At 24.2% G+C, this 16854-nt stretch carries 12 protein-coding genes and 1 pseudogene; 11 read left to right on the top strand and 2 right to left on the bottom strand.

The genetic code is table 4. The annotated features are described in order from the left end of the window. Positions 1-146 precede the first annotated feature (146 nt). The 11 genes and pseudogenes from UUR8_RS02505 (at position 147) to UUR8_RS02455 (ending at position 12528) form a co-directional block, all read left to right on the top strand. Positions 147-848, top strand: a complete 702-nt coding sequence (locus tag UUR8_RS02505; RefSeq protein WP_004025833.1) for a hypothetical protein — start codon at positions 147-149, stop codon at positions 846-848. A gap of 2 nt (positions 849-850) precedes the next feature. Then, the gene (obgE, locus tag UUR8_RS02500) at positions 851-2158 is read left to right on the top strand and encodes a GTPase ObgE (RefSeq protein ID WP_004025744.1); all 1308 of its coding nucleotides are present in this window, start codon (positions 851-853) and stop codon (positions 2156-2158) included. Between the two features lie 7 nt (positions 2159-2165). Continuing rightward, the gene (gene nadE, locus UUR8_RS02495) at positions 2166-2933 is read left to right on the top strand and encodes an NAD(+) synthase (protein WP_004025815.1); all 768 of its coding nucleotides are present in this window, start codon (positions 2166-2168) and stop codon (positions 2931-2933) included. Beyond that, positions 2926-3393, top strand: a complete 468-nt coding sequence (locus UUR8_RS02490; RefSeq protein WP_004025513.1) for a hypothetical protein — start codon at positions 2926-2928, stop codon at positions 3391-3393. The genes nadE and UUR8_RS02490 overlap by 8 nt, the downstream gene beginning before the upstream one ends. Positions 3394-3399: 6 nt before the next feature. After that, positions 3400-4401, top strand: a complete 1002-nt coding sequence (locus UUR8_RS02485; protein ID WP_004025544.1) for a phenylalanine--tRNA ligase subunit alpha — start codon at positions 3400-3402, stop codon at positions 4399-4401. Positions 4402-4433: 32 nt separating this feature from the next. Further along, complete coding sequence (gene pheT / locus UUR8_RS02480) at positions 4434-6752, top strand: phenylalanine--tRNA ligase subunit beta (RefSeq protein WP_004025799.1); 2319 nt, start codon at positions 4434-4436, stop codon at positions 6750-6752. Positions 6753-6892: 140 nt separating this feature from the next. Next, positions 6893-7948, top strand: coding sequence for an ATP-binding protein (locus UUR8_RS02475; protein ID WP_004025733.1), 1056 nt, complete (start codon positions 6893-6895; stop codon positions 7946-7948). After that, a complete protein-coding gene (locus UUR8_RS02470; RefSeq protein ID WP_004026014.1) occupies positions 7941-10208 on the top strand; it encodes a S8 family peptidase in 2268 nt (755 codons plus the stop codon). Before UUR8_RS02475 ends, UUR8_RS02470 begins: the two co-directional genes overlap by 8 nt. Positions 10209-10433: 225 nt before the next feature. Further along, the gene (locus tag UUR8_RS02465) at positions 10434-11117 is read left to right on the top strand and encodes a DUF4417 domain-containing protein (RefSeq protein ID WP_004025907.1); all 684 of its coding nucleotides are present in this window, start codon (positions 10434-10436) and stop codon (positions 11115-11117) included. 61 nt (positions 11118-11178) lie between these two features. After that, on the top strand, positions 11179-11847 hold the full coding sequence (locus tag UUR8_RS02460) for a DUF4417 domain-containing protein (RefSeq protein WP_004026169.1): 669 nt from the start codon (positions 11179-11181) through the stop codon (positions 11845-11847). Then, positions 11810-12528: pseudogene (locus tag UUR8_RS02455) on the top strand (hypothetical protein). The gene UUR8_RS02460 and the pseudogene UUR8_RS02455 overlap by 38 nt, the downstream one beginning before the upstream one ends. A 268-nt stretch (positions 12529-12796) precedes the next feature. Here UUR8_RS02455 and UUR8_RS02450 read toward each other — a convergent pair. Together UUR8_RS02450 and UUR8_RS02445 are read right to left on the bottom strand one after the other, a co-directional pair. After that, positions 12797-13456: a ribulose-phosphate 3-epimerase gene (locus UUR8_RS02450; protein WP_004026029.1), complete on the bottom strand. Its 660-nt coding sequence runs from the start codon at positions 13454-13456 to the stop codon at positions 12797-12799. Then, a complete protein-coding gene (locus tag UUR8_RS02445) occupies positions 13456-16842 on the bottom strand; it encodes a DUF3713 domain-containing protein (RefSeq protein ID WP_004026147.1) in 3387 nt (1128 codons plus the stop codon). The genes UUR8_RS02450 and UUR8_RS02445 overlap by 1 nt, the downstream gene beginning before the upstream one ends. Between the last annotated feature and the right edge of the window lie 12 nt (positions 16843-16854).

Raw genomic sequence — 16854 nt, 5'->3', positions numbered from 1 at the left:
TAACAATATTAGCGTAGAAAGGATAGTAAATGAATTTAAAGCATTCAAAAACTTCTTGATTTAAAAAACCCTTTCAAACCAATACCCGTTTTAAATCTCCTCTTTTATATAAATTTTTAATTACATCATTTTTTGTTGTCATTCCAATGATTGTTTTCTTTATTTTATATGGCGAGATAAATCTTTTAGGTTTTAATGGAATAGTTGGTGCAAATGGTCGATGATATGGCGAAGGTTTTAAGTTAGATGAACACCAACAATGAGTTGTAGGAGTTAAAGATTTTTATCATTGAAATCCTATTGTATATGATCAACTAAAACCAAAACCAGATGCTTTTATGATTGAAAAAATGCAAGCATTGGTTACTAAAATTACTAACGAAAGAAATCATGGTGTTGAATTTGGAACTAGCATTATTAGTTCATATCCAGTATGAGTAGCGATGTTCTCAACATTAGGATTAGCAATTATTGTATGTAGTATTTTAGCTTTTAGTACTCCAAAAATTCGTTGAGATATTCTTACTCCAGTTGTTTCATGTTGGTTTGGAATGTTTATTTTAATTGTCTCAGGATTTATTCCTAGTCAAATTTGGGGATATTTAGTACGATTTTTAATTTTAGTAGTGGCTTTTGTTTTACCAATCTTTATCATGGCAAAAATTACAAACGCAATTATGAATCGTTCAAAACATTTTGAAACATATGCTGCAGATTTATACAATGAGTTCAAAGATTCAGAACAATACTATAATGAGTTTAACAAAAAACGTTTAGAATTAAAAAAACGTAATAAAGCAAATGAAAAAACAAAATATAAAGTAGAAGATGATTATGAAGGAAAATAAGCATGGCATTCATTGATAAATGTAAGATTGTATTAATTGCTGGCAATGGTGGTGATGGGATTGTTTCATGACGACGTGAGACCCATGTTCCAGAAGGTGGTCCAGCTGGGGGAAATGGTGGTAATGGTGGTTCAATTTGATTTGTTGGAAATCATAATGAAACCTCATTAGAATTTTTAAAATACAAAAAAATTATTCGTGCTAAACACGGCGAAAAAGGCGATATTAAAAATCAACATGGTGCGAATGCTGAAGATGTTTTTATTAATGTGCCATTAGGAACAGTTGTTTATGATGCTATTACAAATGAAATCTTAGCTGATATTAATATTGACCAACAAAAATATTTGGTTGCTCAAGGTGGTTTGGGTGGTCATGGAAACACACATTTTAAATCAGCTTTTAATAAAGCTCCAAATCTTTATGAATTAGGAGAATTGGGCGAAAATATTGAAGTTGTACTAGAATTAAAAACCATTGCTGATATTGGCATTATTGGTTTACCAAATGCTGGAAAATCAACTTTAATTTCTTCTTTTACAAATGCTAAACCTAAAACTGCTAATTACATGTTTACAACACTAAATCCTGTTTTAGGAACAATTTATCGTGATCAAAATCGGATTATTTTTGCTGACATTCCAGGCTTGATTGAAGGAGCGCATACTGGTGTTGGTTTAGGTCATGATTTTTTAAAACACATTGAGCGTTGTTTTTTATTAATTCACTTAATTTCTTTAGATCCAAATGATAACTCTGATATTATTAGTGCTTATGAAACTATTGTTAATGAACTAAAACAATACAAACAAAGTTTAGTTAATAAACCAATTGTTTTAGTTGCTAATAAAATTGATCAAATTGGAGCGTTAGAAAATTTACAAATCCTTAAAGAGCATTTAAAAGATAATCAATATATTAAAGTTATTTCAGCATTAACAAATTTACATGTTGATGCAATGTTAGATGATGTGATAAAAATCTATTTTGATCAAAAAAAGATTTATGAACAACGTTTAAAAGAACATTTACCAGTTGATCAAATTTTAAAATGAGCAAGTGATACTCCTAAAAATAAAGAATTAGATAAAACGATAAAAATCGTCAAAGTTGATGATCATGTTTTTGAAGTTTTTGGTGAATATTTAAAATATTGAGTTCATCGTATTCCTTTAAAAACTCAAGATAATTTAATTCGGTTTAATCAAAAACTTCAAAGTATTAATTTTAACCAACAATTATTACAAGCTGGCGCAATAGCTGGTGATAGTATTAAAATATATGATATTACATTAGAATTTGAAGAGTAAGTAAACTATGAATAATGATTTAGTTAAATATTTACAATGATTAAAAAATGATTTTATTAAGTTTTTAAATGATGCTCAAACTAATAATATTATTTTAGGAATTTCAGGTGGTGTTGATAGTGCATTAACACTAGCTATTTTAAATGATTTAAAAAAAGAGTATGCTTTAAATATCTATGCTTATTTTTTAGATATTCACAATTCAAATTTAGATTATGAATGCGTTAGTGAACTAAAAAAAGTTTATCCTAATATTGAAATAATTAATCTTGTTGATATTTATAATAGTTATCGTTTGTTGATTAATAAAAAAACAAATGATAATTATGTTCTTTATAATTTAAAACCAAAAATTCGCACTAACTACTTATATGCAATGGCAAATGCGTATAGAGGTGTTGTTGTAAGTAATTTAAATTATGATGAATATATTTTAGGTTTTTTTACAAAACATGGTGATAGCGCTGCTGATTATCATATGCTAATTGGTTTATTAAAAAAACACATTTATGAATTAGGTGCTTACTATAGCTTACCAACTAAAATTTTAAATCGTGCTCCAACACCTTCAAACGAAGATGATGAACATCAAACAGATGAGAGTTTTTTTGGTTTTACATACGCTGATCTTGATCAATTTTTACTATATCGTAAAATTGATCCTACAATTGCTGATATGATTAAAAAACGCTATGAAATTAATGCTCATAAACATTTTGTTTTTGATAAGAAAAAATTATTTTTGAATTATAAATTAGGAACTAAACATGAATAATAAAAAAAGCAAAAAATTTTATGATTTTTTAAAAACAATCAAGGGTTTTAAAGTAATTACAATTATTTCATACATCTTTGTTGCTATCTTATTAGCAATACTTATATGATCAGCAGTTCGCTTATCATATTATGTTGAAGATTATTATGCACGAATTGATGATTATAATGAACTAAAACAAAATATTATTAAAATTTTTAAAACAAAAGATTTTCGCTTAGATTCACCTTATAATCAAATTAAAATGTTTAAATATGGTTCGATTATTGGTGTAAGTTCGTTTTTAATCATTATTATTAATATTAATATTTTTGCTTATTGATCATACTCGAATGTTTATATTCCAGAATTAAAAGATAAAAAACTAGTTAAAAACTGGTTCCGTAATTTTCAAAAAAATAATAAAGTTCAAAAAACAGATAAACAAGAACAAGAAGATCTTAAAAAAGAAAGCGAGTAAATATTTATGGATATTGCTAATCTAATTCAAAATTTAAAACAAACCTTACAAAATGCAAGTAATGAACGTCATTTGATTGAACTAAAAAATATTTTTGTAAAACAACATTTATTACCACTATATGATGAACTAAAAAAAAGTGATAACAAAAAAGAAATGGGTTTGTTAATTAATGAATTTAAGCAACAAATTGAATTAATTACAAACCAAGCTTTAGTGGAATTAAACAATAAAAGCGATCAAATTGATTTAAAAAAATGAGCAAATAAAACTTTATTTACTCCCTTTATTAAAAATGGGCATCATCACATTATTAATAACATTATTGATGATATTGCCCAATTTTTTAAAAAACTAAACTTTGAGATTGTAAGTGGCCCAGAAGTTGTTTCACCAGTTTATAATTTTGATCATTTAAATATTGATGAAAATCACCCAGCAAGAGCAACTGCTGATTCTTTTTTTATTAATTCTGTACAAATGTTACGTACTCATTGTACAACCACAACTGCTCAAGTTTTAGAAAACAATCCTCACAAAGACATTCGCATTATGTCTTTTGGTAATGTTTATCGAAAAGATGATGATGATGCAACTCATAGTCATCAATTTAACCAAGTTGATTTTGTATGAGTTAAAGAAGGTTTAACCGTTGCTAATTTAAAATGATTAATTGATAGTTTAATTAAATATTTATTTGGTCAGAATTTAAAAACACGCTATCGCTTAAGTTTTTTTCCATTTACTGAACCTTCGTTTGAGGTTGATGTTCAATGTTTTAAATGCGATTTAAAAGGATGTGCTGTTTGTAAAAAAAGCACATGAATTGAAATCATGGGAACAGGGATGTTACATGAAAACGTTTTAAAAGCTGCTAATATTAATGATATTAAAACAGGAATGGCTTTTGGTGTGGGTATTGATCGGATTGCTATGTTAAAGTATGAAATTGATGATATTCGTTATTTATATTCAAACAACTTTAAATTTAATGCCCAAATTAAATAAATTCCTAAATTCAATGAAAGAGTAAAAAAAAGATGATTTTAAGTTTAAATTTATTGCATAAGATTAGTCCAAAACTAAAAAAGATTTCTTTAAATGAATTATGTACAGCTTTAATGGATTTAGGTTGTGAAGTTGAAACGATTAATACCATTAAACCAAGTACTAATTTAGTTTTTGCTAAAGTATTAGAAAAAACTAAACATCCTAATGCTAATCATTTAAATTTAGTTAAAGTTAAAGCAAATCAAGAAGTTTATGAAATTGTTTGTGGTGCAGATAATTTTAATGTTAACAATTGAGTTGTTTTAGCTAAGATAAATGCTGAATTAGCTAATGGTTTAAAAATTACACCACGTGAACTAAGAGGGTATGTTTCAAATGGAATGTTGTGTGCTTATAGTGAAATTAATCCTGAAGTTGCTCATTTTTTAGGACAAACCGATTTGGATGGAATCTTAGTTTTACATGATAGTTATGATCATTATAAAACACCAAATCAAATTTTTAATTTAGATGATGTTATTTTAGATTTATCAATTCCCTCAAATCGAAATGATTTAAATGGTTATTTTTGAATGGCTAAAGAACTATGTGCTTATTTTGATTTAGAATATGTAATTGATGCGACAATTAACCATCGCTCACATAAAGAGATCGTTAATGTAAGAATTTTATCTGATGATGTTAATTCATATGGAATGATTGAAGTTAAAAATATTCAAAACTATACTTTAAAATGAAATACTAAAAGTGTATTAGTTAATAACCAAATCAAAATTGTTAATAATTTCGCTGATAACATGAATTTTTTAACACTACTAACTGCTAATCCTCTTCATGCTTTTGATGCACATAAGATTAGTGGTCAAATTATTGTTAAAAACGCTGAAGAAGATAGTATTTTATTAGGTTTAGATCAAAAAGAGTATGCAATTAAAAAAGGTGATCTAATTATTGTAGATGATCAAAAGATTTTAGCATTAGCTGGTATTATTGGTTCAAATGATTCTAAAATTGATAATAATACAACAACTGCTTATATTGAATGCGCTAATTTTAATCCCTTATTAATTGCAAACACTGCACGTCGTTTAAAAATTAATACAACAGCAGCAATGCGTTTTAGTAAACCTTTAACTAATTATGTTACTAAAGCTACTTTAAAAAAATTATTAGCACATTTTAAATTAGATGCAAAACTAATTTGTTATTTCAAACATTTAGTTCATAATGTTATTAAAAATAAAATTGATCAAGTAAGTGATTTTGTGGGTACAAAAATTAATTTGGACACTGCACATACTTTTTTAAAACGTTTGGGCTATAAAATCAATAAAACTAATTTAATTACACCAAGTCATCGATATGATGTTTTAAATGAGTTTGATGTTTATGAAGATATTATGAAAAAATTTAGTATCCAACAAATTAAACCCCAACCAATTAATTTTGATATTTTAAGTTTTAAAAACAATATTGCTTATGACTTTGAAAAAAAAGTTAGTGATTTTTTAGTTGATCAAGGATTGTTTGAATGTAAAACTTATAATTTAAAAAGCCAAACACAAGCTTATGAATTTGATTTCTTTAATTTTCAACAAGCTTATGAAATTAATAATCCAATTTCAAATATACGTTCACATCTAAAACTAAATAATCTTAATTCTTTACTTGAAGTATTAGAATACAATCAAAATCAAAAAAATGAATTAGAAAATATCTTTGAAATTTCAAAGATTAATCCAATCAATTCAAATCAACAAACAATTTTATCAATTGTTTTATGTAAACCATTGATTAATGCAAAACTTAATGATTCAATAGTAGTTAATAATTTCGTAACTACAAAAGCTTTATTACACGTTTTATTAACAAAATTAAATATTAGTTATGTATATGATACAAATCATATTGTTAATGAACTATATGAAAATAATCAATTAGCTTTAGTTAATGAAAACAAACAGGTTTTTGGTTTTATTGGTCAATTAAAAAATCAAATCAAAAAAACATATGGTTTAAATAATGATATTTTTGTTATTAATTTAAATTTAACTAGTTATTTAAATCAAGAACAAGCAATTACTAAAGTGATTAAACCAAGTGTATATCATGATATAGTGCGTGATGTTAGTGTTAAATTAGCTTCTAATGTTGATTTAAATGATGTAATGGATAATATTGAAAAAATTAAAAATATTAGAAAAGTTGAAATTAGTGATCTTTATGTAAAAGATGATGAAATCATTTATACTTTTAAATACTATATTAATGATTACTCATCTAATTTAAGTAGCGAGCAAATTGCAGTTATTGAGCAAGAAGTTAATAACTATTTAAAACAATTCTAATTTTATAAATTTTTATTAACAACTAAACACCCTTTAGGGTGTTTTCTTTTTGTTTTGAAAAATTTGTCCTAAAATTGTTATATTTGTTTTTGTAATGTGTTAGAATTTTATTGCATTAATATCAGGAGTAGAAATTAAATATGAAAAAAGTTGATATTGTTAATCTAATTAAATACCATGTTAGTAATGATGAAAATAGTTTTATTAATCAAGCTAATGAAATTGCTAAATATTTTGATGATCATGGTGATAATGAAATTGCGAGTTATATTATGGGACTAATTAGTCGTTCTAATGTTTTTACTCCTCAATCGTTAAAAAGTGAATTAACATCTGATTTTTTTGAAAAAGTTGATTTGCACAAATTTGAACCACTACCAATACCTGAAGCTATTCAAAAAGAAATAGATGGTTTAATAAATGCATATAAAAAGGGATTTGATTTAAATAAATTTTTATTTAAAGGACCACCAGGAACTGGAAAAACTGAATCTGTTAAAAGTCTTGCACGTCTTTTGAAAAAAGAATTATATAAAGTTAATTTATCTTCGATTGTTGATAGTATGTTAGGAAGAACAGCTAAAAATATTAAAGAATTGTTTGATGAAATTAATGCGTTCCCTAATCCAGAAAATGTTCTTATTTTATTAGATGAAATAGATGCTATTACAATGGATCGTATTAATAATAATGATTCACGTGAAATGGGACGAGCAACATCAACAATTTTAACTTGTTTAGATAACTTAAATAAATCAATTTTATTAATTGCAACAACTAATTTACATCAATATTTTGATGATGCACTACTACGTCGATTTGATTATGCTATTGATTTTTCACATTATGAAAAAGAAGATATACAAGATATTGGATGAATTATTTTAGAATACTATTCACAACGAATGGAAAATATTAATAAAAACAAAAATTTGTTTAAGAAAATCATTAAAAATGCCAAAGTTATGCCTTATCCTGGAAAATTAAAAAATCTAATTAAATCATCATTAGCATTTTCTGATCCTAACGATCCTAATGAATATTTAAAACGATTATATTATGATTTGGTTGATAATCATCTAGATATTAATATACTAAAAGAACAAGGTTTTACAGTCAGAGAAATTGAAACCTTAACTGATATTTCAAAAAGTAAAATCGCAAAAGATTTAAAGGAAAATAAAGATTATGAATAATATTTTAGAATTAAAAGGTTCAATATATTCAAAATCAAATCCTAATAAACCAGGGCCACGTAATCTTCCAGCAAAACAAAGTATTAGTTTAGATCATATTAAAAAAATTGTAAAAGATTTGCAAACAAGTTTAGATGAATGAGAATCATATACTGATTATGGAGTTAATCCTATTATAAATATCACTTATAAAAAAATAGTTGCTAAAAGTAATCGTGCTAAAAAAATGTTTTCTTTTGACGAAAACAAAGAATGTGATCCAAATTATTTTGTTATTGGAGAAAGATATGCTGATAAAAATAAAAAACATATCATAACTTATAATATTAGTAAACAAAATTTAAATGAAACAATTGAAAAAATAAAAACTGTTATTTCTATGCTTGAAAATAATTTTAAAACCATTGATATTAATTTTGAAGGCATTAGCTATAGTTTTATTGCAGATATTAATGCGAATAAATATAAAAAGATTTTTGATAATAACAAAATTTCAAAAACAACATTTGTTAGTCTTATTGTTGATTGTTATTATATTGAGAATATTAATTGTAATTACTCTGATGTCTTATTAGAAGATAATGCCATTATTACTTTCTATAAAACCAATAAAAATATTGTAGAAATTTTACAAGAAATTGGGATTAATTTAAATAATAGTAAAATTATTAAAGATGAAAACTTTTATTTGCGAATTGATGAATTAAAAATTGTTAAAGAAAAAATCCCTTATTTAATTTCTATGGGAGTAAAAGATCTAAATCAGATTGATTTAGATCAATCATTAGATTATATTGATGACTCAATAAAAACAACGCTAAAAATTCACAAACCAACAAATGAACCTACAATTGGCGTTATTGATACTATTATTGTTGATCATACACAAGTATATTTTCATGAATGAATAGATTATCATTATGAAAATAGTAAAGAACTTGAACCAATTTTAAAAGAAGAAAACCCAATTCATGGTTTAGAAGTGAGCTCGATTATTGTTAATGGCCCAAGTTTTAATCCTAATTTAGATGATGGATGTGGTTTTTTTAGAGTGCGTCATTTTGGTGTTATGGGTCAAAATTTCACTACATTTGAACTTATTAAAAAGATTCGATCAATTATTGAAAACAATCAAGATATTAAAGTTTGAAATTTATCATTAGGAACAAAATATGAAATAAAGGATAATTTTATATCGATTGAAGCTAGTATTTTAGATGACATTCAAGCTGAATATGATGTGATTTTTGTTGTCTCTGGAACAAACAAAACAAGTAAAGAATCCAAAAATTATAAAATTGGTAGTCCAGCTGATTCAATCAATAGTTTAGTAGTTAATGCTGTTAATGATCAACAAGAACCTGCATTTTATACTCGCAAAGGTATTGTTTTATCTTTTTTTAATAAACCAGATCTTGCTTATTATGGAACTTGTTATGTTTTTGAAAGTAATAATAAAGTTAAAAAAGTTCAAGGAACATCATATGCTGCTGCTTGAATTAGCCGTAAACTTGGATATTTAATTAACATCTTAGGATTTAGTCGCGAAGTTGCTAAAGCTTTATTAATTCATGCTGCAGCTGATTCTATTAAAGAAAATCATGATTTTTCATTTCTTGGATATGGTGTTGTACCTATTAAAATTAATGACATTGTTTATGCAAAAGATAATGAAATCAAATTTTTTATTAATGGTAGTATTAGTGAATATGAAACATATACTCACACAATTCCTATTCCAACTGAAACCAATAAGCATCCTTATTTAGCAAAAGCAACTTTATCATATTTTCCGCAATGTTCACGTAATCAAGGAGTTGATTACACTAACGTTGAATTAGATTTACATTTTGGAAGAATTGACGAAGATAAAAAAAGTATTATTTCAATTAATAATAATTTACAAGATGAAGATAAAATGCTTAATTTATTTGAAGGCGATGCACGAAATTATTTTCGTAAATGAGATAACATTAAATACATTAGTGATTATTCACTAAAAAATGTTAAACCACGTAAAGCTTATGGCGATGGTTTCTGAGGTTTTTCACTCAAAGCAAAAACACGCTCTAATTACAATGTTTATGATAAAAAACTAAAATTTGGATTAGTTTTTAGTTTCTTTGAAATTAATAATAAAAATCGTATTCACGAATTTATTAAATCGTGTTTATTTAATGGTTGATTAGTTAAATCAATCAGTGTTGATGAAAAGATAAACTTATACAATAAATTACAAGAAAAAATAGATATAAAATAAAAAAAATCTATTTTTGCGAAAGGCGGTGATCATACAATCACAAATACCCACAAAAATAAATTCTATACTAATTAATGTGCATTTTGTAATTATGCATATTAATCTACTTTTCAATTAAATATTATAGTATAAAATTTCATTTTTGTCATTATTTTAAAAAAGTTACTTCAAAATAGTAGCAATTTTAATCATTAACATCTTTATAAAAAAAGGAGATAAATTTTTATGACAAAAGATGATTTATTTTTCGCATCAATTCTTAAAGATGCAAAATTTATTACAGACTTAGAAATTCCCTTAATTAAAAGGGAAGAAAAATGTGATTTAAATAACATTGTTTCGTTTAATAGCAAGATAAAAGACCTTCATAATTTAGAAAATTTATTCTTTCATTTCTATGATGTTAATCTAAAATTTGAAGATTATTTAAAACTTTTTAAATATAAAAAGTTTGCAAAAATAAAGTTTTGCAAAGGAATAATCATGCCCAATCTTAATATTAAAGATAATGAAAATATTATTGAATATATTTATAAAATTTACCAAAATCGACAATTAATTTATTTTTTTCAAAAACATGGTTTAATTGTAATCCCAACAATTGATTGATATGATTTTTTGTCAATTAATTATTCACTTATAAGTTTATTTAAATATGGAATTTATGCAATAGATATTCGCAATAAAATCAACAATGATTTAAATATTAAATGTTTTAAAAAATGTATGCGAAAAATTATTTTAAAACTAAAACCTTTATCAATTTGATTTTATGATGATAATAAACAAATTAAAGTAGATATTTTTGCTAATAAAAATAAATTAAATTTTTTAGATATATCAAATTTAGTATTAGGATTTTTTAACAAAAAAATAAAGAACAGGAGCTATACAACAAATGAAAAATAGCAAAAAAATAATTAATATCATAAAAAATAATTCTTATTTTAAATGCAAGGAGCTACCAAACATGAATTTAATTAACTTTATGGTGAAAAGCAAAAATTGAAATATTGACACTATTAAAGCAAACAATACTATCATTCCAATTGATATTGTTCCATTTGAAAAACATCATAAAATTATAGATAAAAAGAAAGTAGTTTTACATTTTTACATGTTTGATAATAGTTTTAAACAAGTAATTAATAATCCAAATAAGTATGTTAGCATTTTAAAACAATTTGGCGGTATTATTTCGTTTGATCTTTCATTATATATTGATATGCCACTTAGCTTACAAATGGTAAATAAGTTTAAAAATCATAAAGTAGCAGCATATTTACAAAAACTTGGCATTAACGTTATTCCAAATGTAAGATGAGGGGATGAACGAAGTTTTAGTTTTTGTTTTGAAGGATTTGAAAAACGAGGTATTTATGCAGTTAGTACACATGGTTGCATTAAAACAAAAATTGAAAAAACAATGTTTGTTAATGGTTTAAGAAAAATGATTGAAGTTTTAGAACCAAAAGTCATTTTAGTGCATGGCCCTATGCCTAAAGAAGTTTTTGATCAATTTAAACGAAAAGTAGTTTTTGTTAACTATTCATCTTGAATAAGTCGTTGTAAAAATAATAATAATAATAAGGAGAATAAATATGAAAATAAATATGAAAAAATTCAAGCAAATAATTAAAAAACGACATCAAGCAGATCGTGATATTAAATTATATTTAGGAGTACAATCAATTTGAGATGCTTTAGTTGCATTTATTTGCAAATCAGAAACAAGTTTTAGTGGATTTATTGAATACATGAAAACCAAAATGACTAGCTACGAATATTTTGTACTATCAGAAATTTCTGATTATTTAGTTGGTATTTATCCTTGGACTTCATTCATAGATGCATATCATTTTTTGGCTAAAAAATATCCAAAACAAACAAGAAAATATGAAATCTTTAATGCTATTTATGAAGCTGAAGAATATGTTAAATCAAGATCAATGATTGATGATGAAAACACTATTTTTAGCATCAAACAATTCAAAGATTTAATAATGGAAAGAAAAATAATTGGAAAATGTCCATGAAATTATTGAGATAGAGATTTAGTTTGAGAAAAATTAGTTAAATTAATTTGTGCCTCAGAAGCGAGTTTTAGCGTATTTATTGAATATATGAAAACTAAAATGACTGCATGTGAATATAGTACTTTAAAAGAAATTTCTGATGACATTGTTGCAATTTTCCCTTGAATTTCATTTATAAAAGAGTATCGATTTTAGAACAAAAATACCCTACAACAACAAAAGAATATAAAATTAAATTATTTATTGATGATGCAGAAGAGTATGTTCTTTCCAAAAATAATTAAAGATTATCTAATAAAACAACTCTAAAAGCAGGAGAACATGTAATAAAATTAAAATGCACTTGATGGAGTAATTATTTATGGCGCTTATCGAGATGTTCGTATTGGTTTAATTAAACGTGATAATAAAATTGTTAGTTTTTTTTAGATGGTATACAAAATTCTAAAATTCAGTGAATGGATGAAGAAAAATACAATAGACCCATGAAAGAAATATAAATAGAAAAAAAGATAAAAAATAACTAAAACTTTATAAAATATTCAATCAATATTAATTAACAAGTTGATTGAATGCATTAATAATTTGATCTAATTTTTCAATATTTCTTACTAAGTAAGAACCACTTACAAAAAAATCAATTGGAATATTAATTTTTTTAATTATCTCTAAAGTAATACCTCCATCAATTTCAATTTTAAAAGTTAAATTATTTTTGATTTTATAATCATATAATTCTTGAAGCTTTAGTAAACTTTCTTCTAAAAATAATTGCCCACCTTTACCTGGAACAACAGACATAAAAGTAATATAATCAACTTCTTTTAAATAAAAAGCGTAATCATTTAGTGATAAGTGTGGATGAATGGCAATGCCAGCAAAAATAGAATGTTTTTTAATTTCGTCAATGATTAATAAATTTGTTTGATAATCATTCATTTCAAAATGAAAAGATATATGAGTTGGTTTATATTTAAAATATTGTTTAATCTTTTGTAATGGATTAATAACCATTAAATGAATGTGGACTAAAAAATTATTTTTTAACAATCATTCTAAATGTTCAGTTTCAAAAGCAGTATTATTAACATATGCTAAATCCATAACATCATAATGAATTGTTTGAAGATGATGTTTTTGAAAGATTTTTAATTGTTCATAAGGTTGTTTTTTATCAAATGCTAAAAGTGATGGTACTAATTGTTTGTTCATTATAAATTATTTATAATTCAACCTTTTAAATTACTATTATTAGCTAAACGTTTATCATAAACTTTAATTTTATGTTCGTTTTCAATTTGACTAAAGGCTTCAACTTTTAGAGTTTGATCATTTAATGCTAAATCAAATAATAAGTTATAAAATTGGTTTTTTGATAAACCTAAATACCCTGTTGCACTTTGATTTAATTCATTGTTAATCACTAAATTTTGAACATCATTTGCATTAAATTGTGACACTAAAAGTACATATTTTAAATTGCTATTATTTTCTTTATTAACTAATGGTGTAGCATTTTTATCTAACTTGTTATAAACTAAATCTAAATCTAATCTTTCAAAAGCAGTTTGAGGAATTTTATTAATTCCCTTAATCATAATAGCTTTTATTTCATTAGTTGCTAAATCAATATTTTTTACTTTATTATCTTTTTGATCACCAGGAATAACTTGTTTTTTATTATCTAAAATTGTTTTAAACTCAGCATTTGCTTCGCTATTAAAATTCAAGTTATAAAGTAATTGAGAAAGTGCTTGATAGTCATGATAAGATGTGAATTTATCTAATATTTTAATTAAATTTTCTTTGCTACCATAACCATATAACGAACCTTTGAATTGAGTGCTTGGATTATTAGCATAAACTAATTTATCAAACAAATTGATTTTTTCAAAAGCTTTACCTAGTTTGTTTTTTTGGTTATTTTGATCAATTAAACCAATAAAGTTATTATAAATTGAACCATCTTTATTAATTGTTGAGTTTCAATAAACTTTATCATCAGTGTAAGTTAGTGCATCTAAAAAGGTTTTTTTGAATTTAACTTCTTGACTAGTTTGATCTAATTCATATACATCTTCTTTTTTTAATTGATATAAATCAAGACCATTATATAAATTTGCTTGATATTTTTTAAAACTAAAATCTTTTTTAGAATCTTTACCAAAATCAGTGATTTTAGTAGTATCATTTAATGCTTTTCAACCAATAAATAAAGGTTGATGATTAGCAGTACGTTTTAGTAGGTAATTAATTAAATTTTGATATGTTGGTTTATTGTTTTTAAAATCTAATAAGTAACTAATAACAGCTAATGTCTCAAATAGTGCTTGATATTTTTGATAATTAATTGATAATTGATTATAAGGTCCATTTTTAGTATAGTTTTCATTTCATAATTTTAAAGCTTGTTCATAAACTTTTTTTAGATCATCAAAACTACTAAAACTATTAGTTTGTTCAGTTTCTAAAACACTTGAGTTTTTAATAATTTGATTAAAGGCAGCTAATATTTCTTGATTTTCAACAAGGTTGTTTTTAAAACTAAAATCTGCAAATTCAAAGAAGTTAGCAACACTTTTTTTAATTTGCTTTTGTTTAATAACATTAGCAAAAACACTATTAATTCCTTTAGTGAAAACTTTATTTATAATATAATCATCAAAAACAATTGATTGTGATTTTTGATTGTTTGCAACAAGATGCTTTTGTACATCAAATGATTCAACATAATTATTAATCATTGTTGATAATTTTTTATTTTCATCAACAAGATTTTTATTGCCAACCAATTTAGTTTTTAGGGTTTGAAATAAACTAATTTGTTGATTTTGGTCTTTATTTAAATAAATTGGTGTGTTAATACCATTATCATATAAGTTATCAACATTAGGTGTAATAAAAGTTTTTTTGTTAAACTTAATTAATTTATCATTTAGTTTGTGTACTAAATTATCATAATGATTTAGTAAATGAATTTCGTTATATTGTTTAATAATATCGGTTGTTTTTTGATCGAATGAAAAAACTTTAGCATGACTTTTTAAATTTGATTTAAACAAGAAGTCTGAATCGTTTTGGTGTGTGGCAATATATGATGCTAACAAACGTTCTTTATTAGTATTAAAATAGTCTTTAATTTTAGCTTTAATATCAAAACCTTGTTTTTTAACACTACTTGATTTTCGTGAATTTAAATATAATGCGCCATTGTATAAAAAATCATTTTTTAGTTCAGTTAATAAGGCATTTAAACCTAATTGAGTTGCTTGTTGTAGTCTTTTAAAATTATTAATTCCTCATAAATCAACACTTTTTTCATTACGCAATAAAGTATATTCATTTTTTAAATCATTAATTTGACGAATAGCTTTAACACCTTTAAAATCATTTAAAAAAGCCGTTTTATCTTTTTTAGCTAAAGGATAAAATAAATTAACACTATCTGAATTTGAAGTACTTTGGTTTTTATTAATGAAATTATTTAAAATGCTTGTTTCATCTAAATTATCTGATTGATGAATACCAAAATTTTGATTACCAAATAATGATAAAAATTTAGCTAATAAACCAATAGCTAATACTGAGTTTGTACTATCTTGTGTAATAAAATCATTTAAATTTAGATTTTTGTTAATATCATTATTGTTATTGAACTTTTTATCAATATTATTAGTGTTATCTTTTTGATCTAAGTACTTATTTTCTTTTAATAATTTAACAACTTCTAAATAATTAGTTGTTGTATTAGTTGACTTGTTATCAGCTGGTTTAGGATCAAATCAAGGGAAATCAAATGATGTTCCTGATGAAGGAACCTTTTTAAAGAATTCTTTATTATAAATATTTTGGTTTTTTAAATCATCATATTTAAATTCAAGATTAGCAAATGATAGGGGTAAATTGTATTTAATGTAATCATCAATTAAAAAATCAAATAAATTAGCATATCCTTTTTGTCAAGGATTATTAGTTTTAGCGACAATTTTATTTCTTTCACCAATGTTAGTTGCTTTAAAAACATTTTCATTTTCTAATAATTTAGTAGCATCATTTGAATAAGCATCAACAAGTTGATTTTGTTCATTTAAAACACTAATTCAATCATTATTATCATCAAACATTGTTGAAGTTATTGTTTTATATGCTTCATCAATAGCTTTGGCTTGTTTTCATAATTTTTCGCTACCACCTTCGCTATCATATAACTCACTTTGTAAAACAGTTTCTCAATCGTTTGGATATGATTTTTTTACATTTTCTTTAATTCTTTTTAGTTGATCATCTAATTGTGTATCATATTCACTAACAGCGCGTGCTAGTTTAGGATCATTGTTATTTTTAGCTCAATCATAAACAACTTTTTTAACGTTTGATAATAAAAATTCATTTTGCCCTTCCATTGAAAATAGGGCATTTTTAAGTGCTTGTTTTGTACTTAAATTACTTGTTAAATTTAAACTATCTAATTTATTTATAACAACTTTGTATTGATTAACTTTTGTTTTTGTTTGTGAACAAGCAGCAACTAAACTTGTAATCGATGCAACACCTAAGATACTTAATGCACTCGTTAAAAGAACTTTTTTAAGTTTCATGAATCTAACTCC

This window comes from Ureaplasma urealyticum serovar 8 str. ATCC 27618, from assembly GCF_000169535.1.
GTDB lineage: Bacteria > Bacillota_I > Bacilli_A > Mycoplasmatales > Mycoplasmoidaceae > Ureaplasma > Ureaplasma urealyticum.
The sequence above is the reverse complement of the archived record's forward strand: the minus strand, read 5'-3'. Positions and strand labels throughout refer to the sequence as shown.